Origin of the sequence: Pyramidobacter sp. YE332 (assembly GCF_033060595.1) — a bacterium.
Classification (GTDB): domain Bacteria; phylum Synergistota; class Synergistia; order Synergistales; family Dethiosulfovibrionaceae; genus Pyramidobacter.
In genome coordinates this window covers 1,865,293-1,888,583 of the sequence record NZ_CP133038.1, presented here as the reverse complement: position 1 = coordinate 1,888,583, position 23,291 = coordinate 1,865,293, and the positions used below count along the sequence as shown (strand labels likewise).

The 23,291-nt window shown below is 57.1% G+C and carries 19 protein-coding genes and 2 tRNA genes; 17 read left to right on the top strand and 4 right to left on the bottom strand.

All coding sequences use genetic code 11. The features are described from left to right. Positions 1 to 268 precede the first annotated feature (268 nt). The 3 genes from RAH42_RS08885 (at position 269) to RAH42_RS08875 (ending at position 3,149) form a co-directional block, all read left to right on the top strand. Positions 269 to 1,375: an NCS2 family permease gene (locus tag RAH42_RS08885; protein ID WP_317539282.1), complete on the top strand. Its 1,107-nt coding sequence runs from the start codon at positions 269 to 271 to the stop codon at positions 1,373 to 1,375. A gap of 22 nt (positions 1,376 to 1,397) precedes the next feature. Beyond that, the gene (locus RAH42_RS08880; RefSeq protein ID WP_296427828.1) at positions 1,398 to 1,943 is read left to right on the top strand and encodes a phosphoribosyltransferase family protein; all 546 of its coding nucleotides are present in this window, start codon (positions 1,398 to 1,400) and stop codon (positions 1,941 to 1,943) included. A gap of 174 nt (positions 1,944 to 2,117) precedes the next feature. Beyond that, positions 2,118 to 3,149, top strand: a complete 1,032-nt coding sequence (locus RAH42_RS08875; protein ID WP_078015334.1) for an asparaginase — start codon at positions 2,118 to 2,120, stop codon at positions 3,147 to 3,149. Between the two features lie 129 nt (positions 3,150 to 3,278). On the opposite strand, the gene tnpA is transcribed toward RAH42_RS08875, so the two are convergent. Then, a complete protein-coding gene (gene tnpA, locus RAH42_RS08870) occupies positions 3,279 to 3,755 on the bottom strand; it encodes an IS200/IS605 family transposase (protein ID WP_317539281.1) in 477 nt (158 codons plus the stop codon). A 169-nt stretch (positions 3,756 to 3,924) separates the two neighbouring features. Further along, positions 3,925 to 4,578, bottom strand: coding sequence for a deoxyribose-phosphate aldolase (gene deoC / locus RAH42_RS08865; RefSeq protein ID WP_317539280.1), 654 nt, complete (start codon positions 4,576 to 4,578; stop codon positions 3,925 to 3,927). Between the two features lie 118 nt (positions 4,579 to 4,696). Between deoC and RAH42_RS08860 the strand changes: the two genes are divergently transcribed. From RAH42_RS08860 to groL, 13 genes are all read left to right on the top strand, one after another. Then, positions 4,697 to 5,488, top strand: a complete 792-nt coding sequence (locus RAH42_RS08860) for a L,D-transpeptidase (RefSeq protein WP_317539279.1) — start codon at positions 4,697 to 4,699, stop codon at positions 5,486 to 5,488. Between the two features lie 78 nt (positions 5,489 to 5,566). Next, positions 5,567 to 5,643, top strand: a tRNA-Met gene (locus RAH42_RS08855). Positions 5,644 to 5,650: 7 nt separating this feature from the next. Beyond that, positions 5,651 to 5,727 (top strand) — tRNA-Met (locus tag RAH42_RS08850). A gap of 166 nt (positions 5,728 to 5,893) precedes the next feature. Next, the gene (gene citX / locus RAH42_RS08845) at positions 5,894 to 7,303 is read left to right on the top strand and encodes a citrate lyase holo-[acyl-carrier protein] synthase (protein WP_317539278.1); all 1,410 of its coding nucleotides are present in this window, start codon (positions 5,894 to 5,896) and stop codon (positions 7,301 to 7,303) included. A 41-nt stretch (positions 7,304 to 7,344) separates the two neighbouring features. Further along, positions 7,345 to 8,727: an AmmeMemoRadiSam system protein A gene (gene amrA, locus RAH42_RS08840; RefSeq protein WP_317539277.1), complete on the top strand. Its 1,383-nt coding sequence runs from the start codon at positions 7,345 to 7,347 to the stop codon at positions 8,725 to 8,727. Then, on the top strand, positions 8,724 to 9,551 hold the full coding sequence (amrS, locus tag RAH42_RS08835) for an AmmeMemoRadiSam system radical SAM enzyme (protein WP_317539276.1): 828 nt from the start codon (positions 8,724 to 8,726) through the stop codon (positions 9,549 to 9,551). The genes amrA and amrS overlap by 4 nt, the downstream gene beginning before the upstream one ends. A 303-nt stretch (positions 9,552 to 9,854) precedes the next feature. Beyond that, positions 9,855 to 11,987, top strand: a complete 2,133-nt coding sequence (locus RAH42_RS08830) for a glutamine synthetase III (protein ID WP_078016722.1) — start codon at positions 9,855 to 9,857, stop codon at positions 11,985 to 11,987. Between the two features lie 247 nt (positions 11,988 to 12,234). After that, a complete protein-coding gene (locus RAH42_RS08825) occupies positions 12,235 to 12,930 on the top strand; it encodes a metal-dependent hydrolase (protein WP_078016723.1) in 696 nt (231 codons plus the stop codon). Positions 12,931 to 13,005: 75 nt separating this feature from the next. Next, positions 13,006 to 13,362, top strand: coding sequence for a DMT family protein (locus RAH42_RS08820; protein ID WP_078016724.1), 357 nt, complete (start codon positions 13,006 to 13,008; stop codon positions 13,360 to 13,362). 2 nt (positions 13,363 to 13,364) lie between these two features. Further along, entirely contained in the window at positions 13,365 to 13,886 is a 522-nt protein-coding gene (locus tag RAH42_RS08815) for a cob(I)yrinic acid a,c-diamide adenosyltransferase (RefSeq protein WP_078016725.1), read from the top strand. 64 nt (positions 13,887 to 13,950) lie between these two features. After that, the gene (gene ptsP / locus RAH42_RS08810; protein WP_078016726.1) at positions 13,951 to 15,702 is read left to right on the top strand and encodes a phosphoenolpyruvate--protein phosphotransferase; all 1,752 of its coding nucleotides are present in this window, start codon (positions 13,951 to 13,953) and stop codon (positions 15,700 to 15,702) included. Between the two features lie 286 nt (positions 15,703 to 15,988). Next, positions 15,989 to 16,276, top strand: a complete 288-nt coding sequence (gene groES / locus RAH42_RS08805; RefSeq protein ID WP_009164021.1) for a co-chaperone GroES — start codon at positions 15,989 to 15,991, stop codon at positions 16,274 to 16,276. A 44-nt stretch (positions 16,277 to 16,320) separates the two neighbouring features. Then, positions 16,321 to 17,958 (top strand): chaperonin GroEL, encoded by a 1,638-nt coding sequence (groL, locus tag RAH42_RS08800; protein ID WP_078016727.1) that lies wholly within the window; start codon positions 16,321 to 16,323, stop codon positions 17,956 to 17,958. A gap of 72 nt (positions 17,959 to 18,030) precedes the next feature. Here the strand turns inward: groL and RAH42_RS08795 are convergent, their stop codons facing one another. Continuing rightward, positions 18,031 to 20,334 carry a PBP1A family penicillin-binding protein gene (locus tag RAH42_RS08795; protein ID WP_317539275.1) on the bottom strand — a complete coding sequence of 768 codons (2,304 nt, stop codon included), beginning with the start codon at positions 20,332 to 20,334 and terminating at the stop codon, positions 18,031 to 18,033. Between the two features lie 526 nt (positions 20,335 to 20,860). Next, entirely contained in the window at positions 20,861 to 21,883 is a 1,023-nt protein-coding gene (locus RAH42_RS08790; protein ID WP_317539274.1) for an IS30 family transposase, read from the bottom strand. A gap of 392 nt (positions 21,884 to 22,275) precedes the next feature. On the opposite strand from RAH42_RS08790, the gene RAH42_RS08785 reads away from it, so the two are divergent. Next, a protein-coding gene (locus RAH42_RS08785) for an IS5 family transposase (protein ID WP_317539161.1) occupies positions 22,276 to 23,066 on the top strand; the annotation gives its coding sequence in 2 pieces (ribosomal slippage) (positions 22,276 to 22,644 and positions 22,647 to 23,066; 789 coding nt in all). The last annotated feature ends 225 nt before the right edge of the window (positions 23,067 to 23,291 follow it).

Below are 23,291 nucleotides of genomic sequence, written 5' to 3'. Positions count from 1 at the left end.
ACAAACGCTTGAGCTTTTTAATTGACGATGAGAATGAGACAGGATAAAACATTTGGCAAAGCGAAGAAACGTCCCGACGCCGTCTTTCCCAAAACTTTGCCATCTTTGCGCTGTGCCGAGACGGAGAAAAGATACGTTGAAAACGGGAACGAGTCCCGGGAAAGCCCTCCTCCATGGCGGCTTCCGCACTCTTGACTTTAAAGCGAGCGGGGAGTAAAAAGTAACGGTCGTAAGGCTTGTTCGATCATTTGCGGAGGAGTGTGGTATTGTGGTCAAGGATCTTTTGGCGGCGCTGGCCGTCGTCGTCAACGGCATCCCGCAGGGGCTGCTGGCGCTGATGTACGGTTTTGCGGCGCTGCCGACGGCGCTGGCTTTTCTGGCCGGCGTGGGCGGTTCGCTGTATTTCAACTCGGTGGCGACGATTTCCTTCCAGGCCGAGACGATCGCGCTGGCCGGCAATCTGGGCAAGGATATCCGCGAGCGTCTCAGCATGGTCTTCTGGGGCGCGGTGTTCCTGCTGGTCCCCTCGCTGCTGGGGCTGAACGAAGCGATCGTGAGCTGGATCGGCCCGGCGGTCGTCGATTCGATGATGGCCGGCGTCGGCCTGATGCTGGCCAACGTTTCGGTGGACATGCTCAAGTCCGAAAAGTATTCCGGCTCGCTCTCGGTGGCCGTGGCGCTGGCCGTGTGGTTCTGGACGCGCGACCTGGCCTGGACGATCATCGTTTCCGTGACGGCGGCGACGCTGCTTTACAACTATCTGCTGCGCGTGCGCCGCATGGAGCTCGACCGTCTGTCCGCCGACGTCGGCAACGAAAAGTTCCGCTTCGGCAACATCGAATGGCGGTTCTGGAGCAGCCGGCGCGTCTTCTCCGGCGCGCTGGCCATGGCCTGTATCAACATCGGCGCCAACATCTCCTTCGGCAAGATCACCGGCTCCATCGCGCGGGTGAACGCCAACGTCGACCATCTGGCGATCTACTCGAGCGCGGCCGACATCGTTTCCACGCTGTTCGGCGGTTCGCCGGTGGAGTCGATCATCTCCGGCACGGCGACCGCGCCCCACCCCGTGCTCTCTTCGGTGATGATGATGGGCATCATGGCGGCGCTGCTGATCTTCCGCCTGCTGCCGACGATCGGGCGTTACGTGCACCGCTCGTCCATCGCCGGGTTTTTGCTCGTGCTGGGCGTGTTCGTGACGTTCATCAACAACGCGGCGCTGGCGATCGGCGCGGTGCCGCCCGAGGCGCTGAACGGCTTTGGCTTCGCGCCCTGGGGCATGGTGGTGGGCGCGACGATCTTCGCCTCGGCGCGTTGGAATCCCTTCGTCGGGCTGGTCGCCGGCACGGCGATCCGCATGATCTTCCATCTATAAAGAGCACAAGGAGAACTGAGCGATGACTGAAAAAACGTACGAACTGCGCCTTTTGGGACTGACCCGCCAGCTGCCGCTGCGCCGCGTGGCCGATCACGTGACGGTGGCTTCGTTCGTCATGCTGGGCGACACCGAGCTGGTCGAAACCTGCGCCGAAGAACTGGCGAGGCGTCTGCCCGAGGGCATCGATTACCTGGTCTGCCCCGAGGCGAAGGCCATTCCGCTGACGCACGCCATCGCGCGGCGTCTGGGCATCGACTACATCGTCATCCGCAAGACCGTCAAGGCCTACATGGAAAATCCGCTCATCGCCGACGTCATGTCGATCACGACGGCGGCGCCGCAGCATCTTGTCATGGACAGCGCCGATGTGCAGAAGATCTATCACAAAAAGGTGGCGATCATCGACGACGTCGTGTCCACGGGCGGTTCGCTGCGCGCCGTGGAGAACATCCTCGCCAAGACGGCCTGCACGGTCGTGGCCAAGGCCGCGCCGCTGCTCGAAGAAGGCGGCTACGACGGCAAGGACCTGATCTATATCCAGCGTCATCCCGTTTTCACGGATTGAGTCGATCGCATCGTGACGGCGTTGTTTTTGCCGTTCTTTTATAGAGGCGCGCGCCGCGGCGGAAGAAAAAAATTTCGCCGCGGCGCTTTTATTTTGGCGCTCTTCGGTTAGAATAAGGGCGGCGATTGACGCCGATTTTCGACGTGAAATTCATGATGGCGAAGGAGATTATCCATGGGACGACTTTTGGTGGTCTTTACGGGCGGCACGATCGCCAGCGGTTTCGACGGGCAGGGCAAGGCCCCGGTTTCGGGCGCGTCGCGGCGTCTGAAAGATTCTCTTGCCGAGCTTTTTGCCGAGCGCGGCGTGGAGGCGGTCTTTCGCGAGCCGCTCGGGAGTCCCGGCATCGACAGTTCGGAGATGGATCCGGGGCACTGGCTGCTGATCTCGCGCTGCATCGCCGCGGAGCTGGAGCGGGGACTTTCGGGCGTGCTGATCCTTCACGGCACGGACACCATGGCGAGCACGGCCGCGTGGATGAGCCTGTGTTTCGGCAGTCTGCCCATTCCGGTCGTCCTCACCGGCAGCCAGCTGACGCTGGACTACATGCCGGAGGACGTCACCTCGAACCTGCGCGGAGCGGCCATGGCCTGCTGTTCCGATCTGCGCGGCGTGTGGGTCTATTTCAACTGGAAACTGATCCCCGGCGACCGGGCGCACAAGACGCACGCCATGCATCCGGACGCGTTTAACGCCGTCAACGGCCAGCCGCTGTTCTTCAATCCCGACTGGGGACTGGATCCGTCGCCGGCGGCTTTCCGCACGGCTGCGGCGGGACAGCTGCCGGAAGAAACGCGCAGGATGATCGGCCTCGATCCCGACGTACTGCGCGAGCGCTGCGCCGCTATCCGCTGGTTCTTCGCCCAGCCGGGAGCGCGTTTTGAATGGCAGGGCGACGAGCGCTTCCTGTGTCTGCTCGGCTACGGCGCCGGCAACATGATCCCGTCCGTGCTGGACGGCATCGAACGGCGTAACGGAACGACGCCGTACGTCGTCGCGTGCAGCCAGGCCGAGGGCGGCGTCAAACACCCCGAAGGCTACGACCGCGTCGGCATGGCCCGTCTGGCGAAGGCGGGGTTCCGCGTCTGGAACCAGATGGACCGCTCCGTCGAGTTCGTGCACAGCCTGTGCTGCTACGCGCTGGCGGCGTCTTTTGACGCGCCGGAAAAGGCGCTGAACCGCTATCTGCGCGAGTGTCGGCCATAAAATCATAACCACCGGCCGTGCCGGTGGTTTGCACAAGCCCCCTTGGGGCATCTTCCCAGCCGAGCCTATAGGCTCATCGAAAAGTCTGTCAGCCGCACAACTCTCACAGGCTGCCCCTAAAGGGGCTCTCTACTTGCCTTCCTGTGCCGGCTTACCCGTAAACGGGTCAACGTACTCTTTGATCGTCAACTGTTCCTCGGCATGATCTTCCTGTAATTGATTCCTGATGGAGGTCTCTATTGCATTCTTGTTGCGTCCTACCGTGCTTACGTAATAACCGCGGCACCTGAAATGTCGATTGCCATATTTGTACTTCAGATTTGCGTACTTCTCGTAAATCATCAGACTGCTTTTACCTTTCAAGTAACCCATCACCTGTGATATGCTGTATTTGGGCGGTATACTCAGGAGCATGTGGACGTGATCTTTACATGCTTCCGCCTCCAATATTTCAATTTCTTTGTACGCGCACAGTTTTCTCAGCATCAAACCAATGTCTTGTTTGATCTTCCCGTAGATGATCTGGCGGCGATACTTCGGCGCAAATACCACGTGATACTTACACTCCCACTTCGTGTGTGCTAAACTACTTATGTCAAGTTTCATCAGGACTTGATCCTCCTTTGGTTTGGCTTGGCGGCTGACAGACCGTTCTTACTTTACCAAAGGAGGAGTCCTTTTTCTCCATAGCTAAAGCCTTTTGGAACCACCGGCACTGCCGGTGGTTTTCGTTTTACAACAAAAGCAGGCGGCCCCGTCAGGCCGCCCGCTTTCGCTATGCTTCCGCTTCCCGGCAGATCGCCACGCCGGCCGAAGCCCCGATCCGCGTCGCCCCGGCGGCGATCATTTCTTCCGCCTCTGCGCGCGTATGGATGCCGCCGGCGGCTTTGACGCCGACGGTCGGTCCTGCGGCGGCGCGCATCAGCGCCACGTCGCGCGCGGTCGCGCCGCCTTTGGAAAATCCCGTCGAGGTCTTGACGAAATTCGCTCCCGCCGCGGCGGCCAGACGGCAGGCGCGGCCCTTTTCCTCGTCGGTGAGCAGGCAGGCTTCGATGATGACTTTGACGGTACGCCCCTGCGCGCCCCTGACGACCGCGGCAATGTCCGATCGCACGTATTTGTCGCCGCCGGCTTTGAGGTCGCCGACGGAGACGACCATGTCCAGTTCGTCGGCGCCGTCCGCTACGGCCTGGCGGGCTTCGAACTCCTTGACGGCGCTGACCGAAGCGCCGAGCGGGAACCCGATCACCGTGCAGACTTTGACGCCGCTGCCGCGCAGCTCTGCGGCCGCCGTCGCCGTCCAGCGGGGATTGACGCAGACCGAAGCGAAGCGCCATTGCCGCGCTTCGGCGCAGAGCGCGCGGATCTGGGATTCTGTGGCGTCGGGCTTCAAAAGCGTGTGATCGATATAGGACGCGAGATCGTTCATGAAAAAACCTCCGACGAGAAAGATCTTTAGGAAAATGACGAATCAGTACGTTCATTATGGCATAAAAAAGTCCCATTGTGTAAAATAAAAGGGACGAAAGACAGAAGGAGGTATGATGATGTACGGAAGAGCGAAAGGAAATTTTCTCGTCCTCTCCGGTCTGGCGGTAGCGTTTTTTGTAGGACTGGTTTCTCTCGGCGCCTGGGAGCTTCACGGCGGCACCGAAGAACCGCCCAAACCGCAGATCGTCGGTACCGCGTTGAAGCCGGCCATCGTCGGCCCTGACCTCGCGAGTGAACAAGCGACCGGCGTCGTGGCCAAGAACGTCGGCGCCAATAAAGGCCTCAGAGATGATGTCGAACTGCCCCGCCCGGCGGACGAGCCGGCACCGGCCGCCATCGCCCGCAGCGATGAAAAAGGACGCTGGATCTATATCGACAAGGCCGGTTTCAGACTGTATCTTGCCGAGGGCAACAAAGCGATCGACTCATGGGGCGTCGCCCTGGGCAAGGTGCCCGGCAACAAGCGGAAAGCCGGCGACATGCGCACGCCCGAGGGCAGTTTCTCCGTGCAGCAGATCCAGGACGCCAGCAGCTGGACTCACGACTTCAAGGACGGCAAGGGCGTCATCAAAAACGCTTACGGCCCGTGGTTCATTCGCCTCAAGACCGGCTGGAAGGGGATCGGCATCCACGGCACGCACGATCCCGAATCGATCGGTACGCTGGCCAGCGAAGGCTGCATCCGCATGAAAAATGAAGATCTGCAAAAACTCAAGCCGCTGGTCGTGAAAGGGATGAAAGTCGTCATCGGTCCCAACGCCGTCCAGGAGAAGAATGAAGAAACAAAAAGCGTGCCCGAAAAAACCGCGAAGGAAAAAAGCAGCCCAAAGAACGGGAAGAAGAAATAAAGTTCCCGCCTGAAAGCTCTTGCATTTTTCCCGGGAGTCTGTTAATATACCCGATGTCGCCATGAAACGGCGCTTTATCGCGGGGTGGAGCAGTCCGGTAGCTCGTCGGGCTCATAACCCGAAGGTCAGAGGTTCGAATCCTCTCCCCGCAACCAATTTAACGGCGGTATAGCTCAGTTGGCTAGAGCATGCGGTTCATACCCGCAGTGTCACTAGTTCGAATCTAGTTACCGCCACCAATCAGAAACGTTCCCCCTCGGATCGCCGAGGGGGATTTTTGTTCTTGTGTTCTGCGCGCTCTCGGCCTGAGGTCATGCTCGTTTTCGTCAAAAATGGCAGAAGGCCTTTGCTCTTTTTAATGAGAACCAGTATGATAATGAAAATAAATCTGCCTGCGGGCATTTTATGGAAGATGATTTTATGGACGTTGAACGGATTCTTGGAGAGAGCGGCGTTTCTCTTGCGCAGATGCTGGCGGCGCGCGAGCGGCGGGGGGCGCGTCAGCGGGACATGCTGCGCGGCGGCGGAAAAAGTCTGATCAGTTATACGCTGAACATGCCGGGCGAGATCAAACAGTTTCCTTTGGCGCAGGCGTTTTTTCGGCACGGGCTGGCGCGGCTGGAGCGGCATCTGGCGCGGAACGGGATCTCGATCGTCACAAAAGCATGCCGCGTCGAGCCGACGGGCAGCGAGGCCATGCTTTTGACCGACGGCGCGCCGGCAGACGTCAAAAGGCTGACTGTCGCCCTCGAGATCAGTTCGCCTGCGTCGCGGCTCTACGACATGGACGTTCTGGCTTCCGACGGGGTGAAAATTTCCCGTGACGCTTTGGGTTTGCCGCCGCGCCGGTGCGTGATCTGCGGGCGCGCCGCGATGGACTGCGCGCCGCGCCGGATCCATCCGGCGCGGGAACTGGCCTGCGCCGCCGTGAAGCTGATGTACGACGACGCCGTCGGCCGTTTTGCCGATACGGTCGCGAGCGCCGCTCAACGGGCGCTGCTGTACGAGGTCTGCGTTTCGCCCAAGCCGGGGCTGGTGGACCGCTTCAACTCGGGATCGCATCGCGATATGGACCTTTTCACGTTTATGGACAGCGCCGGCACGCTGGCGCCGTATTTCCACCTCTGTGCCGCGCTGGGGGCCGAAGCGGCCGAACAGGAGCCGGAGCGGCTTTTTCAATCGCTGCGGCTGCCGGGGATGGAGGCCGAAACGGTCATGCTGGAAGCGACCGGCGGCGTCAACGTTCACAAGGGCGCGATCTTCTCCGTCGGCGTGATCTGCGCGGCCCGCGGCTGGCTGTGGGGGCGCGGGGAAAACGCCGCGGCGGAGCGGTTGGCCGGCGTGGCGCGGAAGATGCTGACGGGGCTGAAAGATGAGTTTTCTCCGCAGGGACAGTCCGCGGGCGAGAAAATTTTTCGCGAAAGCGGCGTCACGGGGATCCGCGGCGAGGCGGCGGCCGGCTTTCCCGCGGTGATCGAATGCGGGCTGCCCGTTTTCGAACGGCTGTTAGCGGAGAATCTGCCGCTGAACGACGCCGCGGCGGTGACTCTGCTGCATCTGATCGGCGCCGCGGACGACACGAACATGATCCGGCGCTCCAGTTTGTTCCGCTTTCGTGAGGTACAACGCGAGATCGGCCGTCTGCTCGATGAAAAAACTGTGCCGGACATGGCGGGCATCGCCCGGCTCGACCGCCAGTTCATAGCGGAGAACCTCAGTCCCGGCGGCAGCGCCGATCTGCTGGCGTTGACGCTGCTGCTGCATTTTATGCGGGATTTCGAGAGTGAAAAAGCGCCATGGCGGAGTGAGAGCTAAGCGGCTCGGGTCAACGTCTGTGTGTGAAAGGAGTGATCCACGTGGCAATTCTTGGAGCTTTTGCGGTGCCTCATCCGCCGTTGATCCTTCCGGAAATCGGGCGCGGAGAGGAAAAGGGAATCCAGGCAACCATCGACGCCTATCGTGAAGCGGCCCGCCGGGCCGCGGCGCTGAAGCCCGACGTTCTGATCGTCCTGTCGCCCCATTCCATCATGTATCGCGATTATTTTCACATCTCGCCAGGGCAACAGGCGCGCGGAAGCTTCGCGGCGTTCGGCCGGCCCGACGCGGCGTGCGCCGTTTCTTACGACGACGCGCTGGCGGAAGCGATCGGGTCTGAAGCGGCGGCATCCGGGATCCCTGCTGGGAAAAAGGGCGAACGCCGTGCCGAACTCGATCATGGCACAATGATTCCATTGCGGTTCTTTTGTCAGTCGTGCGGCGCGATCCCTGTGGTCAGAATCGGTCTTTCGGGACTGCCGTTGCTCGAGCATTACAACTTCGGCAAGGCGATCGCCCGCGCGGCGGAGCGTTTGGGGCGCAGGGCCGTCGTCGTTGCCAGCGGCGACCTGTCGCACAAATTGAAAGCCGACGGGCCTTATGGTTTTGCGCCGGAAGGGCCCGAATTTGATCGGCGGATCATGGAGATTTTTTCGTCGGCCGACTTCGGCGCCATGCTCGAGCTCGATCCCGTTTTCTGCGAAAAAGCGGCGGAATGCGGTCTGCGTTCTTTTGTCGTCATGGCGGGCGCCTTCGACGGCTGCGACGTGGAGAGCGAGGTCCTGAGTTACGAGGGACCGTTTGGCGTCGGTTACGGCGTGGCCTGCTTCGTTCCCTGTGCCGTCGATGAAAGGCGGCGTTTCGATCAGCTGTTCCTGCGGCGGGAACGGGAAAAACTGCGTCAGACCGCCGCGTGTGAAGACGCCTATGTAAAGCTGGCGCGGCTGAGCCTGGAACATTATGTGAAGAGCGGCCGCGTGGCCAAGCTCCCTGACGGCTTGCCGGAAGATCTGACGAAGCGCCGCGCCGGCGTCTTCGTCTCCGTCAAGATTGCCGGCGAACTGCGCGGCTGCATCGGGACGATCGAGCCGGTCAGAGGTTCCGTCGCCGAGGAGATCCTCCACAACGCGGTCTCCGCAGGAACGCGCGACCCGCGCTTCGCTCCCGTAACCGAAGCGGAACTGCCGCGGCTCGTGTACGACGTGGACGTGCTTTCGCCGGCCGAAGAGGCGACAAAAGACGACCTCGACGTCAGGCGCTACGGCGTGATCGTCAGCAGCGGGCACCGCAAAGGACTGCTGCTGCCCGACCTCGAAGGCGTCGATACCGTCGAGCGGCAGCTGGACATCGCGCTTCGCAAAGCCGGCATCGAGCGCGGCGAAAATTACTCGCTTCAGCGCTTCGAGGTCGTGCGTCATCGATGAAACGCTGTCAGCTGTGTTTCCACCGCTGCGCGTTGGAGGAAGGCCAGCGGGGCATCTGCCGCGCCAGAGTGTGCCGCGGCGGGCGCATCGTTGAGGAAAATTACGGCCGGATCACCTCGCTGGCCCTGGATCCGATCGAGAAAAAGCCTTTGCGGCGCTTTTACCCCGGCAGTTTCATCCTGTCGGTTGGAAGTTACGGCTGCAACTTGCACTGCCCTTTTTGCCAGAACGATTCCATCGCCATGTCCAACGGAAGCGGCCTTGCCGTGCGGCGCGCCGAACCCGTTCAGCTGGCGGAATTGGCCGGGGCACTCCGAGTCCGCGGGAACATCGGCTTAGCGTACACCTATAACGAACCCACAGTCAGCTATGATTTTGTCGTCGACTGCGCGCAGCTGATCCATGAGCGGAAGATGAAAAACGTTCTGGTCACGAACGGTTCTCTGCTTTCCGAGCCGCTGCGGCGGCTTTTGCCGCTGATCGACGCCATGAACGTGGATCTGAAGGGCTTTACCGAGGCGTACTACCGCTGGCTGGGCGGCGATCTGGAAACGGTGAAGAACTTCATCCGCTGCGCCGTTGAATTCGGCTGTCACGTCGAGGTGACGACGCTGATCGTGCCCGGAAAGAACGACGGCGACGATGAAATCGAGCGGCTGGCGGCCTGGCTGGCGTCGCTTGACCGCAATCTGCCGTTGCATCTCTCGCGCTTTTTTCCGCACTATAAAGTTCAGGACAGACCGCCGACGCCGGTGGCGCGGATTTACCGCCTGGCGGAGCGCGCTCGCCGGCATCTGACCTACGTTTATGAAGGAAACTGCTGAAAAGAGAGCCTGATATGGTTGAATGACCGTATCGGGCTCATTTTTTTTGACCTTGGCATTAAAGATCGACGGCGGAAATGAGTGCGCTGTCAAAATTCTGTCTGTGCATGTCTTTTTTCAAAAAGACATGCATGTAAATGGATTTTCATGTGCATAAATTTTGTATTTTGTGTGTATCTGCATGATCTTATCCCAATGGATGTGATATACTCTTGCATCATAAAAAGATGAATCGAAAAAAACGCTCGTGTCTTTCCTTGAAGGGTTGGGCACGGCAAACACATTTTCGGGAGGTCAGAGCAAATGGATGAAGGCGTAACCCGTCCTGCGGAGATTTTCGGAATGCATGTTTTCGACAAAGCGGCCATGAAGGAGCGTCTGCCGGAAGACGTGTACCGGCGCCTGATGACGGCGGTCGAGGGAGACGGCAAGCTCGACGGTTCGATTGCCGACTACGTGGCGGCGGCCATGAAGGAATGGGCCCTTTCCAAGGGAGCGACGCACTACACCCATTGGTTCCAGCCGCGGACGGAAGTCACGGCGGAACGTCATATGGCCTTTCTCAACCTCGACGGGGAAGGCCACCCGATCCATACGTTCAGCGGCAAGGAACTGATCCAGAGCGAGCCCGACGCCTCGTCCTTTCCTTCCGGCGGCATGAGAAACACCTTTGAGGCGCGCGGCTACTGCACCTGGGATCCTTCCAGCCCGGCATTCATCGTCCTCAGCCACAAAGGCGGCACGCTCTGCATCCCTTCGGTATTCATCTCCTACGACGGTACGCCGCTGGACATGAAAACGCCGCTGCTGAAAAGCATCGGCGCCATCCAGGAACGGGCCATGCGTCTGCTCAAACTGTTTGGCAACCGCACCGTGCGTTCCGTCGACGTGACCATTGGCGCGGAGCAGGAATATTTCCTCGTCGACGAGGAAAAGGCGCGCCGCCGTCCGGACATCGAGTTGTGCCGCCGCACCCTGATCGGCGCGCCGTCGCCCAAGGCTCAGGCCGTGGAAGCCCATTATCTGGGCGCGATCCATCCGCGTGTCCTCGCCTTCATGGAGGACGTCGAGCGCGATATGTACCGCCTCGGCCAAGTGCTGATAACCCGCCATAACGAAGTGGCTCCCGGGCAGTTCGAGTTCGCGCCCGTCCTCTCGGAAGCCAATCAGGGCTGCGACCAGAACCAGATGCTCATGGAAGTGATGCGCAAGATGGCGCGCCGCCACCATTTCCAGCTGCTGCTGCATGAAAAGCCGTTTGCCAGCGTCAACGGCAGCGGCAAGCACCTGAACGTTTCGCTGCGCGACAGCGAAGGGCGCAATCTGCTCAAGCCGACCAGCAACCCGAGGCGCAATGTCCAGTTCCTTTCTTTTATCGCCTCGTTCCTGCTCGGCGTCAGCCGGCACGGCGGCCTGCTGCGCGCGTCCATCGCTTCGGCGGGCAACAGCTATCGTCTTGGCGGGCATGAAGCGCCTCCGGCGATCATGAGCGTCTACGTCGGCTCGCAGATCGACCGGGCTTTGAACGGTCTGGCCCAAGGCCTCAACGAAGACATGACGGCGAAGGGGTCCATCGACCTCGGCCTGGACCGTCTGCCGACGTTGAACAGAGACGTCAGCGACCGTAACCGCACCTCGCCGATCGCCTTCACGGGCAACAAATGGGAGTTCCGCGGCGTCGGCGCTCCGCAGGCGCTCGGCGGCCCGCTGACCGTGATGCTGGCTGCCTGGAGCGAAGGAATCGAGCGCTTCTGTACGGCGCTGGAGTCGCGTCTCATCGGCGGGGCGGACGTGGCTGACGCGGCGCTGGCCGTGATCAAAGACGCTTGGGAGGAATCGGCGAACGTGCGCTTTGAAGGCAACGGTTACGACGCGGCGTGGATCGAAGAGGCGAAGCGCCGCGGCCTGCCGGTGTGCAGGAATACGGTCGAAGCTCTGGATCAGTATCTGAGCAGAGAACATCGCGATCTGCTGGCGAATCTGGGGATCATGACGGACCGCGAGATCGTCGCTTATCATGAGGTGCGTCTGGAACAGTACAATGAAACGATGCTGACGGAGATCGGCGTGCTGCGCGCGATGATGTTCGAGGGCGTGCTGCCGGCCATTTCGAAACAGCTGGCCTGCGAAGCCGGCGCGCTGTCCGCCCTGCCGGTGGAACTGCGTGCCCATATCGCCCCATGGGAGAAGAATCTGAAACGTCTGGCGGAGATCAAATGCGGCATCCTTGAGAAACTGGAAATGCTGGACGCCGTGGCGGGCTCGGTCAAGGACGGAGACGCTCACGCCGCCGCGAAGACTCTCGCCGGCGACGGCGCGTCGCTGATGGAATCGATCCGCGCCGACAGCGATGAAGCCGAGCGGCTCATTGCCAAAGAGTTGTGGCCTTATCCGACCTATACGGATATGTTCCGTATCGAAGACTTCAAACTTTGAGTCGGAATATATCGGCCGTGCAAAAAGCGCCGTCTCTCGAAAGAAGGACGGCGCTTTTTGCGCGGAGGCGCGTGTCGGTTTGAAGTTTGTCGCCGAATGGCGGGATGAGCTTTGTATAAAAAACACGACGAGAACCGGCATGAAATTTAATCGTATAATAGGAGCACGCGGACTCTTTTTATGCTAATATATTTATTTGTAATAAAAATCACGAATCTGCGTTAAATTTTGAGGGAGGGTGTGCGCTATGGCAACACAGCTTCAGTTTTTAGGTCATGCCAGCTTCAAGATCCAGAGCGATTACAGTTCGATCGTGATCGATCCGTTTTTCACGGGCAACCCCTATGCCTGCTGTACGGCGGATGATTTCATCGCGCTTGACGCGATGCTGCTGACGCACGGACATGCCGATCATCTGCGGGACGCGGCGGCTATCGCCAGACAAACCGAATGTGCCGTGATCTGCAACGATAAGATCGCCGAGTATCTAAGATCACAAGGCGTGAATCCGGAAACGATCACGGTAATGAAAAGCGGCGAGAGCCGAAACTTCCTGTTCGGCAAGGTCGCTGTCGTGCCCGCGGTCCACACCTCGTCGATTCAGGCCGACGGGCAGGAACTGCCTGACGGCGAACCCTGCGGCTACGTGATCGAAGTCGATAAGCACAAGGTTTATCACGCGGGCGACACCATGCTCTTCGACGGCATGAAAGAGCTGCGTTCCATGGCGATCGACGTCGCGCTGCTGCCGATCGGCGGAACCTACACGATGAACGCCGACGAAGCGGCGCAAGCGGCGGAAATGATCCATCCCCGTGAAGTCATCCCCATGCATTACAACACGTTTCCCAACATTATGGCGGATCCGCAGGCTTTTGCCAAAAAAGTCCCCGCCGACGTGGCCGTGGTTGTCCTTCAGTCCAGCGAAAAGGAAACGCTGTGACGGACTGCGAGCGGAAAAGCGGAGGAGCTGCCGTCGTTTTTTCCCTGAGCGTCTGAGCGGAAAAGAGGAATCCATTTGAAATCGGTTCTTGTCTGCGCGGTTTTATTGTGCTGCAGCAACGTTTTTATGACGTTTGCCTGGTATGGTCATCTCAAAAGCCTCGCCGACCGGCCGTGGTTCGTCGCGGCCGCTGCCAGCTGGGGGATCGCGTTCTTCGAGTACTGCCTGCAGGTGCCCGCGAACAGGATCGGGCATCAGGCGCTTTCGGTGGGGCAGTTGAAAATTCTGCAGGAGGTCGTCGCCCTGACCGTTTTCGTGCTGTTTTCCACCTTCTATTTAAAGGAAAAACTGACGCTCGATTACCTGTGGGCGATGCTCTGCATTCTCGGCGCCGTGTTCTTCGTCTTCCGCAGCCGCATCATGGGAGCCTGAACATGCTCGAACGCGGTTTCGTGCAAGTCTATACGGGCAACGGCAAGGGCAAAACCACGGCGGCGCTGGGGCTTGCCCTCCGCATGGCCGGGAACGGCGGGCGCGTTTTCTTCGGGCAGTTCATGAAAGGACAGCTTTATGGCGAGCATCGCGCCCTCTCGGCGCTGCCGCAGATCGACCTGCAGACGTTCGGCGGTCCCCGCTGCCTTCATCGTGAGGAAATGACCGAGAAAGACCGAGAGATGGCGCGGCGGGGACTGGAAATCTGCCGGCAGGCCATGCTCTCCGGGCGGTACGATCTGGTCGTGCTCGACGAGATCAACGTGGCGCTGTGGTTCGGATTGGTCTCCGATGAAACGGTAGAAAACTTTTTGGATGAACGTCCCGGAAGAACGGAGCTGCTTTTGACGGGGCGTTATGCGCCTCGTTGGCTCATTGAACGTGCCGACCTCGTGACCGAAATGAAGCTGATCAAGCACTACTACGACGCCGGGGTCATGGCCCGCGATGGAATCGAGCGTTGAGCTGAGCGTTTGTCTGTGATATCTTGTCTTTAGAATTCTGTACAGGGGCGAGGGAGGAAATTGCGTGAAGGGGCTGGGCGTATCTCCGGGAATTGTCATGGGGCAAGTTTACGTCGACTGGAAGGAACAGCTCGAGATAGAAAAAGACTATGTCGACGACGCCGAAGGGGAAGTGGAGCGTCTGAACCTGGCCGTAGCGACGGCCAGCGAAGAGATCCGACGGCTTTATGGCGACGAGAAGACGGCCGTTGTTGACGGAGACGAAGCGGGCCCCGATTTGTACCGCGTCCATGGCGTGATGCTCGAAGATCCGGAATTTCTCGGTGAGATTCGAGACATGATCGTCGCTCAGAACGTCAACGCCGAATGGGCTGTCAAGACCGTGGCGGAAAAGTTCGCTCAGGTCTTCGAGAATATGGACAACGACTGCCTGAAGGCCCGGGCCGATGACGTCAAAGACGTTTCGGCGCGCGTGTGCCGTCTGCTTCTGCATATCGAAGGCGGTGACCTGCTCAGGGACGAGCGGGAAGGCCTGATCCTTGTCTGCAAAAGCATGGGCACAGCGGAGATCTCGCTGATCCAGAAGAATAATATTGTCGGGTTGATCTGTGAAGAGGGAACGATCGGTTCTCATGCCACCATCATGGCCCGCAATCAGCACAAGCCTGCCGTGGTGGGGCTGAGCGGAGTCGCCGACGACGTATATCGCGGCGATTTTATCATTGTCGACGGCAATAATGGCGATGTTTTTATCAACCCGGACGAGAAAACGATCCGGGAATGTCGCGCGCGACAGGAACGGGAGAGTCTGTTTCAGCAGCGGTTGCGCAGTTTTGTGGGACGGCCGGCTTGCAGCGCCGACGGGGTGCTGTTGAAAGTTTACGGCAACGCGGCTTCCGATGCGGATATCAAGTCGATCGTGGAAGTTGACGGGCACGGCGTCGGACTTTATCGGACGGAATACATTTATCTGACCCGCGCGCATCTGCCGGCGGAAGGGGAACAGTTCTGGGAGTACAAGAAAGCGCTGCTGGCCATGAAGGGCCGTCCGGTGGTCTTCCGCACGCTTGACATCGGCGGCGACAAGATCCCCTCCTATCTGAACATGCCGGAAGAGAAGAACCCGGCGCTCGGCCATCGGGCGATTCGTTATTCGTTGTCGCGCGTGGACATCTTCCGCAGCCAGATCAAGGCCATTCTGCGCGCCAGCGCCTACGGGGACGTTTCCATCCTGCTGCCGCTGATTTCGGCCATTGACGAAGTGCGTTCGGCAAAAGCCGTGATTGATGACGTCAAGGAGGAACTTCGCCGGGAAGGGACGGCCTTCAATCCTCGCACTAAAGTCGGCGTCGTGGTGGAGACGCCTTCGGCCGCCGTCATTTCCGATCTGATCGCGTGCGAATGCGACTTTCTCAGCATCGGCAGCAACGACCTGATCCAATACACCATGGCCGTCGACCGCCTGGCCTCGGCGTTGTCTTATCTTTATTCGCCGTTCTCGCCCTCGGTCCTGCGCCTTGTGCAGACCACCATCAAAAATGGCGCGACGGCGGGCAAGCCCGTCAGTTTGTGCGGAGAAATGGCGGGAGATCCCCTGCTGAGTCCGATCCTTTTCGGCATGGGACTGCGTTCTTTCAGCGTCAACCCTTCCGAGATGCTGCGCACCCAGTGGATCCTTTCGCTGTTGAAAACCGAAGAAATGCGCGCCTGTGCTGATGAAGTGCTGAACTTGGCGACCGCGGGGGAGATCCATCGTTATTGTCGGGAGCATTTCTCGCGCTTCGTGTCCGGGGATCGCGTCCCGACGGAGCAATGATTTTTAAGAGAGCAATCCGCTGTGGTTGCTCTCTTTATTTTATGGACAAGGCCGCGTCGCGATTGTTTTTACATGATTAAGCGAAAGAACAGCATACGGTAGGAAACAGCTGATAAACGAAATTTTATCGCGAAAAATCGCTAAAAGATAAAATATTTTTCTGTGATCACTCTTGAATTTGACCGCCAAAATTGTATCATAACCATTGTTAGCACTCGAAGTGATTAAGTGCTAATAAAAATCACTTCGGAGATTTTTGTCGAACTCAGTATAGGAGGAATAAATAATGCAGTTGAAACCCCTTGCGGATCGTATCGTCGTCAAAGTCGTCAGCGGAGAAGAAAAGACCAAGAGCGGTCTTTATCTGCCGGACACCGCGCAGGAAAAACCTCAGGAAGGCGAAGTCATCGCCGTCGGAACGGGGCGCATTCTCGACAATGGTCAGAAGCTTCCCCTTGAAGTGAAAGTCGGCGACCATATCGTTTTCAGCAAGTATTCCGGCACGGAGATCAAGCTTGACGGCGAGAAGCTCGTGATTTTCAGCGAGCGCGACGTTCTTGCGGTGATCGACTAGTTTTTTTGGACAGACATCATTATTTTTTCAGGAGGAATTCATAAATGGCTAAAATTCTTGCTTTTGGCGAAGAATCCCGTCGTGCGCTCGAGCGCGGCATCAACAAAGTTGCCGATACCGTCGGCGTGACCCTCGGCCCCAAAGGCCGCAACGTCGTGCTGGACAAAAAATTCGGTTCTCCCGCCATCACCAACGACGGCGTGACCATCGCCAAGGAGATCGAGCTTGAAGATCCCTTCGAGAACATGGGCGCTCAGCTTCTCAAGGAAGTCGCTTCCAAGACCAACGACGTGGCCGGCGACGGCACGACCACCGCGACCGTGCTGGCCCGCGAGATGATCAGCGAGGGCATGAAGAACGTGGCTGCCGGCGCCAACGGCATTTACCTGCGCAACGGCATTTCCGTGGCCGTGGACGCTGTGACCGAGCACCTGAAGGCGATGGCTCACCAGGTCAACGGGAAGGACGACATCACCCAGGTCGCTTCGATCTCCGCCAACGACAAGGCCATCGGCGCCATCATCGCCGAAGCCATGGAGAAAGTCGGCCGCGACGGCGTCATCACCGTCGAGGACAGCCAGACCACCGGCACGACGCTGGAGACCGTCGACGGACTTCAGTTCGACAAGGGTTACATCAGCCCCTATATGGTCACCGACCCCGAGCGCATGGAAGCTTCGCTCGAAGACGCCTATGTGCTTATCCACGACGGTAAGATCAGCAACGTCAAAGATCTGCTGCCGATCCTCGAAAAAGTTCTGCAGACCGGCAAGCCTCTGCTGATCATCGCTGAGGACGTGGAAGGCGAAGCTCTGGCGACCCTCGTCGTCAACAAACTGCGCGGCACCATGACCGCCGTGGCCGTCAAGGCCCCCGGCTTCGGCGAGAGACGCAAGGCCATGCTGCAGGATATCGCTGTGGTCACCGGCGGCGAGGTGGTCACTTCCGACCTCGGCGAAAAGCTCGAGAACGTCGAGCTGTCCAAACTTGGCCGCGCCAAGAAGATCCGCATCACCAAAGAAGACACCACCATCGTCGACGGCAGCGGCAACAAGGACGACATCCGTAACCGCGCCGCTCAGATCCGCACCGAGATCGAGAACTCCACTTCCGACTACGACAAGGAAAAGCTCAAGGAGCGCCTTGCCAAGCTGGTCGGCGGCGTAGCCGTCATTCAGGTCGGTTCCGCCACCGAGACCGAGCAGAAGGAACTGAAGCTTCGTATCGACGACGCGCTTTCCGCCACCCGCGCGGCCGTTGAGGAAGGCATCGTGGCCGGCGGCGGTGTGGCTCTCGTCAACTGCGTCGAGGATCTTGAGAAGGAGATCGAGAAGCAGGGACTGAAGGGCGACGTGCGCACGGGCGCCAACATCGTGCTCAACTCGCTGTCTTCGCCTCTGCATCTGATCGCGACCAACGCCGGCCTGCAGGGTGACGTCGTTGTCGCGAAAGTTCGTTCCCTTGAGGAAGGTCATGGCCTTGACGCTTCCAACGGTGAGTATGTCGACCTGATCAAAGCAGGCATCATCGATCCCGTCAAGGTGACCCGCAGCGCTCTCGAGAACGCCGCTTCCATTGCCAAGATGATCCTGACCACCGAAGTCCTTGTGGCTGACAAGCCCGAGGAGAAGAAGGCCGATCCGGCCGGCGGCATGGGCCCCGGCATGGGCGGCATGTACTAGACGGTGTTGTGCTGTTAAAAGCCAAATCGAGAGAAAGAAGAAGCCCGCCGTTGCGGGCTTCTTCTTTCTCTATTATTTCTCTATTATCGAAAACGCGTATGACCGCAGTGGATTGAAAAAGTCCGAAGGCATGGTGCGAAGCCGGCCTTCGGACTTTTCATTATTGAATATTGTATTTTTTGAGCAGTTCCTGATACCGTTCTTCAACGGAACGGTCGTCCTTTTTGATGTAATCGCGCCAGCTGCCAGTGCTGTTCCCCTCTGCTGGCGGGAGGTCGGGGGGGGAGGAACGGGCGGCGGAATCTGGGAGGGATCGAAAATCGGAAGCTGATCTTGGGAGACCAGGAGTTCTTCATCCTTCTTGACGGCTTCGAGATCTGTCTTATCTTGATCCAAAAGCAGCAGTTGCGGTGCGTTGGAATCTTCCATCTCTGCCGCGCCCTCGGCGTGGAGCGGACAGGGGGCGGTGGGGATTCTGTCCGCAGGCATGTAGATATTGGTGACTTTTTTGCATTCCGGCGAGGCCGGAAAACCGCTTTCGACGCATACGCGCATGACCCTGACGCCGCTTTCCTCGTCGGAAAGCTCTCTGGGAAAGACTTGGGGCGTTTCGAGGATTTTGACGGCGCTTCTGATGAACGAGGACCATACGGGAAGGGCAACGTGACTGCCCGTCGCGTTTTTGCCGCCAAGCGGTTTCAGGTCATCATTTCCCGCATAAACGACGGCGACCAGTCCGGGGACGCCGCCGGCGAACCATGCGTCGGTGTAATCGTTTGTCGTGCCGGTCTTACCGAACATTTCGAATCCGGCAAGGCGCGCTTTGCTGCCGGTACCGGCGCGGATGACTTCCTGGAGCATCGAACGAGCGATCATTGCCGTACCAGGCTGAAGGGCTTCTGTGATCTTCGGGGAATTCTGCTGAAGAACTTTTCCCTCGCGACTGCGGATCTCTCGAACGAAGTAGGGCTCGACGCGGCTGCCGTTATTGGCGAAAACCGAGTAGACGACGGCCATTTCCAGCGGCGTGACGCTGGCGACCCCCAAACCAACGGAAAGCGTAGGGGTCAAATACGGCGAAGAGATCCCCATACGCCGGGCCGTCTCGACGACGTTCATCGGCCCCAGCATATAGGTCAGGCGCACCGCCGGAGTGTTATGTGAATGGGCCAGAGCGTTGAGCAGCGTTTCTTCTCCCACATACGTTTCACTGAAATTATGCGGCGTCCAGGCAGGTCCCGATGAATTGGGAACGCGCAGTGAAATCGGCGTGTCCATAATGTGGTCAATCGGGCGGTAGCCGGCTTCAAGCGCAGCCGCATAAACAATTGGCTTGAAAGCCGAACCGCTCTGCCGGAACGCCTGCGTCACCCGGTTGAATTTGCTTTGTTCGAAGTCTTTGCCGCCGACCAGAGCGAGGACCGCTCCGTCTGTCGGATCAAGCGCGACGAGCCCGCCTTCGCTTTTCAACTTTTCCATGGACTCCTCCGCCGCTTGCTGCACGTCGAGATCCAGCGTCGTGTAGATCCTCATGCCGCCCTTGTAAATCTTGTCGCTGCCGTAAACCGGGATCAACTCTTTGAAGAGAATGTGGCTCACAAAATAGGGCGCTTTATTGAAAGCGAGCTTGCTCTTCTCGGTCCGTTCGTTGAATTTCAACTGCTCTTGAGCGGCGGCATTTGCTTCTTCCCGAGTGATCCAGTCCAAATGGACCAGGCGGTTCAGCACATAATTCTGGCGAGCTTTGGCCAGGCTCATGTTCCTGATTGGAGAATATTTTTCGGGAGCGGCGACCAGGCCTGCCAAAATCGAAGCCTCGCCGAGCGTCAAATCGCTGGCGCTCTTGTTGAAGTAGCTGTGAGCCGCCGCGTCGATGCCCCAGGCGCCATGACCGAAATAGATCGCGTTGAGATACGTCTCAAGCAGTTTATCTTTGGAATAGAGCCTTTCCATGTGGAGAGAAATGATGGCTTCTTTGGCTTTGCGGTCCAGACTCTTTTCACTCGACAAAAAGAGATTTCTCGCCAGCTGCTGCGTGATCGTGCTGGCCCCCTGTCCGCCTTCGCCGCTAAACAGCGAACGCAGAATTGCCAGCGGCCGGATTCCCTTGTGAGAGTAAAACTGAGAATCCTCCGCCGCGAGAATCGACATCACCATCCACTTTGAGAACTGTTCCAGCTTCATGGGCTTCCGGTTCTCAACGTACAGCTCCGTGATCACGCGGCCTTTGCGGTCGTAAACGATGCTGGCTTCATTCGCTCGATAAGCAAGAATCTCATCGTCAGTTGGCAACGTATCCGAAATCTTATTGATGTATAAAGCCAATCCTACAGAAACCACCGCGATACAGACGAGGAGCGTCATCCCCAACCACATCAGAAATTTGTTCAGAAACGATTTTTTCCTTTTTGGGGTACTTTTGCAGAAGTCTTCGGCCTCTGCGGTGCAGTGTGCCCCCCTTTAACGTTATTGCTGCTATTCACGGGATTCACCTCAGTAATTCAGAGTAACAACGAACACAGCATCGTCTATTCTAGCGGAAAAAAAAGTCAGTCAAATCTCTGGGCGAAGTACGGGAGAGAAAAATCGAGGAGGAAATCGAAGCGCAGCAGTGTTCGACCGGATCGGAACGATGTTTTTGCAATCGGTAAATTTTCAGAGTAAATGCAACCTCGTCAAAGTAAATGCGACGGGGTTGCATTTACTTTGACAGGACAAAAGCAGCAAGCAGTCATTACGAACACATAATAACGATCAAGATTGCGCTAACGGAACAAATTCAAGGGGATGAAAAGCTGTTACGAGGAAATTGTCCGAAAAAAGTGCATACAAAAGTGATCCTCAACTGAAAGCAAAATTTTCAGTTCAGAGTTAATGCAATCAAGAAATTAAAAAGGAGCCGTTATTTACCGGCGAGAAGAGTCCGCTTTAAACAGATATCCTGTGGCGGAATAAGTTCGAGTCCGAGTAAATGCAATACATCCTCGCCATACAGGTTGATAAAGATCTCTGCAGGAGATTTTCCGTTAAATTTTTTCCTCCCGTATGAGTTTATATGAGACATCATCAGGTTGATATCAGTTTGGGATAAATTGTCGAAAGTTGTTCCCTTGGGAAGGATCCTTCGAATGAGAGTATGATTATTTTCAACCTTCGTTTTTTCCTGCGGTGCTTGTGGATTGCAATAGAACATATATGATTTTCTTTCTCCGTCCGGACCTTTTTCGATAGCCGTCGGATTGGAAAACTCTGTACCGTTGTCAGCAAGAAGGACCTGAAACATGGACTTATAGCGTTTCCTGCCCAGAAGAGTGAAGAGCATTGTAAAAATCTGCTCAACAGATTGAGCAGTATTTTTATCTCTCAAAAAAGCCAGCATAAAGTTGCAGTTTCTTAAGATGACAGTCAGAAGAACTTTTCCTCCTGTGGTGCCAACGACACTGTCGATTTCGGTAATAAGCATGTCCGGATGTTTCTCCGAAAAAGAGAGAAAATCATTGTAGGTACGGCCTTCACGACATTTTTTATCCACCTTCATGTTATTTCTTTTTCCCTTTCTCTTCTTAAAACGGACAGCTCGGGGCAAGTCTATTTTCCGTGCCTCTAAAATACCCGAAAGCAGGAGCCGTCTGGCGGTACTTTCAGAACAGGGAACAGTATCTCGATTATTACGGATAATATGATAGAGAGACTGCCCCTGTTTGATGAGAGGAGAGAAAAAAGAATCAATATCTGCAAGCTCGGCATCGGAGATATTGAAGCCTTCACGAGCCTCATGCAAAGTTTTCTCGTAAGAGTCATTTGCAGATTTAGCAGAATAGATCCGTTTTTTTAAAGTGCAGCGGTGACGGTTGGGGCAGCCGTTACAGACATACGGAGGAACCGAAAGCTGCGGGCAGACCTCCTCCTTAAAGTCAGGACACATCGTATTACATCTTGAGCACCGGAAACACAGTGAACGGCATTTCGGAGAGGTGTTACAAAGGGAAGTAACGGAGCAGTCATACCGGTGAAGGCAGCAGTTTGCTGTCCGGCCATAACAGCCTTTGAAGACAGTCTCTGCATGTTTTCTGATCTCTCTGGAGATCGTACTCGGCGACTTCAGAACTGTTGAGGCAATACTTCTGAGAGATTCTCGCCGGTTGAGGGCGCTTTCAATGGCTTTTCTTTCAGCCAGAGTCAAATGTTTGTTCATGATGATGAACTCCTTTCCGAGATCTGTTGTCTCGTAAGAAAGGTCTTTCATCAATTCATACTAGGGCTTGTTTAAAAAACGTCAAAGTTGCCTAAATCGATCCAATCGCTTAAACTTTTCTCATGGAAGAGAGAAGATATGAACTGACCTCCAGCGAGTGGAATCGAATCAAGAGAATGCTGCCGCCCGAACACCCGAAATCAGGTCAACGTGGACGCCCGGCAAAATACGATAACCGCAGGATCATCAATGGGATTCTGTGGCTTGCCAGAAGTGGAGCGCCATGGAGAGATCTTCCGGAGCGTTACGGCAAATGGCAGGCAGTTTACGCACGTTTCAGGCTGTGGAAACAGCGGGGAATATTCGAGGCGATCTTTGCCGCCCTAAGCGCTGATGCCGACATGGAAAATCTCTCTATCGACTCCACGTCCTGCAAAGTACATCAAAGTGCCAACGGGAGAGGGAAAACCCCGGAAGGGGGAAAAAAGGGGCTCAAGCGATTGGCATGTCCAGAGGCGGCAAGAATACGAAAATTCATGCGATAGTAGATGGTTTAGGCAATCCGCTGGCGCTCCTGCTCAGTCCCGGCAATGACCACGATTCCCGCCATGCCGTGTCCTTGCTCGGGCAAGCGGAAATCAGAGGGAGCAACGTCATCGGCGATAAGGCTTACGGTTCGCAAGCCATCAGAGAGTACATTACTTCTCGGGAGGGAAGTTACACTATCCCGCCGAAGAGCGATAATCCCGAACCGTGGTTTATAGATGAGCATGTTTACAAGGAACGACACTTGGTTGAATGTTTCTTTCAGAAAATCAAATGGTTCCGTAGAATTTTCACCCGCTATGACAAACTTGACGCTTCGTTTTTCGCTTTTGTTCTTGTCGCTGCCAGTGTTATTTTATTGAAATAATACAAGCTGAAATGTTTTTTAAACAAGCCCTAAATGCAAGCTCCTTTTAATTCAGATTTAATGCAACGGGGTACCGGATGTTGCGTTGCATTTACCTTGAAGAATTTCATGTTTTTGCAATCGAATCGAGATGACAAATCGGGGCTTGCATTCTTAAAAGAGTAGTGGTATATTATCCCGGTCGCGCCGAAATCGGCTGCGATGCAGCACCTTGAAAAGTGAATA

Bases quoted from the DNA above. Each gene is read 5' to 3' on its own strand.
- citX (WP_317539278.1), top strand. From the start codon at position 5,894: ATGGAAGATGATTTTATGGACGTTGAACGGATTCTTGGAGAGAGCGGC.
- RAH42_RS08860 (WP_317539279.1), top strand. From the start codon at position 4,697: ATGTACGGAAGAGCGAAAGGAAATTTTCTCGTCCTCTCCGGTCTGGCG.
- deoC (WP_317539280.1), bottom strand. From the start codon at position 4,578: ATGAACGATCTCGCGTCCTATATCGATCACACGCTTTTGAAGCCCGAC.
- RAH42_RS08815 (WP_078016725.1), top strand. From the start codon at position 13,365: ATGCTCGAACGCGGTTTCGTGCAAGTCTATACGGGCAACGGCAAGGGC.
- amrS (WP_317539276.1), top strand. From the start codon at position 8,724: ATGAAACGCTGTCAGCTGTGTTTCCACCGCTGCGCGTTGGAGGAAGGC.
- groES (WP_009164021.1), top strand. From the start codon at position 15,989: ATGCAGTTGAAACCCCTTGCGGATCGTATCGTCGTCAAAGTCGTCAGC.
- RAH42_RS08825 (WP_078016723.1), top strand. From the start codon at position 12,235: ATGGCAACACAGCTTCAGTTTTTAGGTCATGCCAGCTTCAAGATCCAG.
- RAH42_RS08875 (WP_078015334.1), top strand. From the start codon at position 2,118: ATGGGACGACTTTTGGTGGTCTTTACGGGCGGCACGATCGCCAGCGGT.
- RAH42_RS08790 (WP_317539274.1), bottom strand. From the start codon at position 21,883: ATGTGTCCTGACTTTAAGGAGGAGGTCTGCCCGCAGCTTTCGGTTCCT.
- groL (WP_078016727.1), top strand. From the start codon at position 16,321: ATGGCTAAAATTCTTGCTTTTGGCGAAGAATCCCGTCGTGCGCTCGAG.
- RAH42_RS08880 (WP_296427828.1), top strand. From the start codon at position 1,398: ATGACTGAAAAAACGTACGAACTGCGCCTTTTGGGACTGACCCGCCAG.
- RAH42_RS08795 (WP_317539275.1), bottom strand. From the start codon at position 20,334: ATGTGGTTGGGGATGACGCTCCTCGTCTGTATCGCGGTGGTTTCTGTA.
- tnpA (WP_317539281.1), bottom strand. From the start codon at position 3,755: ATGAAACTTGACATAAGTAGTTTAGCACACACGAAGTGGGAGTGTAAG.
- RAH42_RS08830 (WP_078016722.1), top strand. From the start codon at position 9,855: ATGGATGAAGGCGTAACCCGTCCTGCGGAGATTTTCGGAATGCATGTT.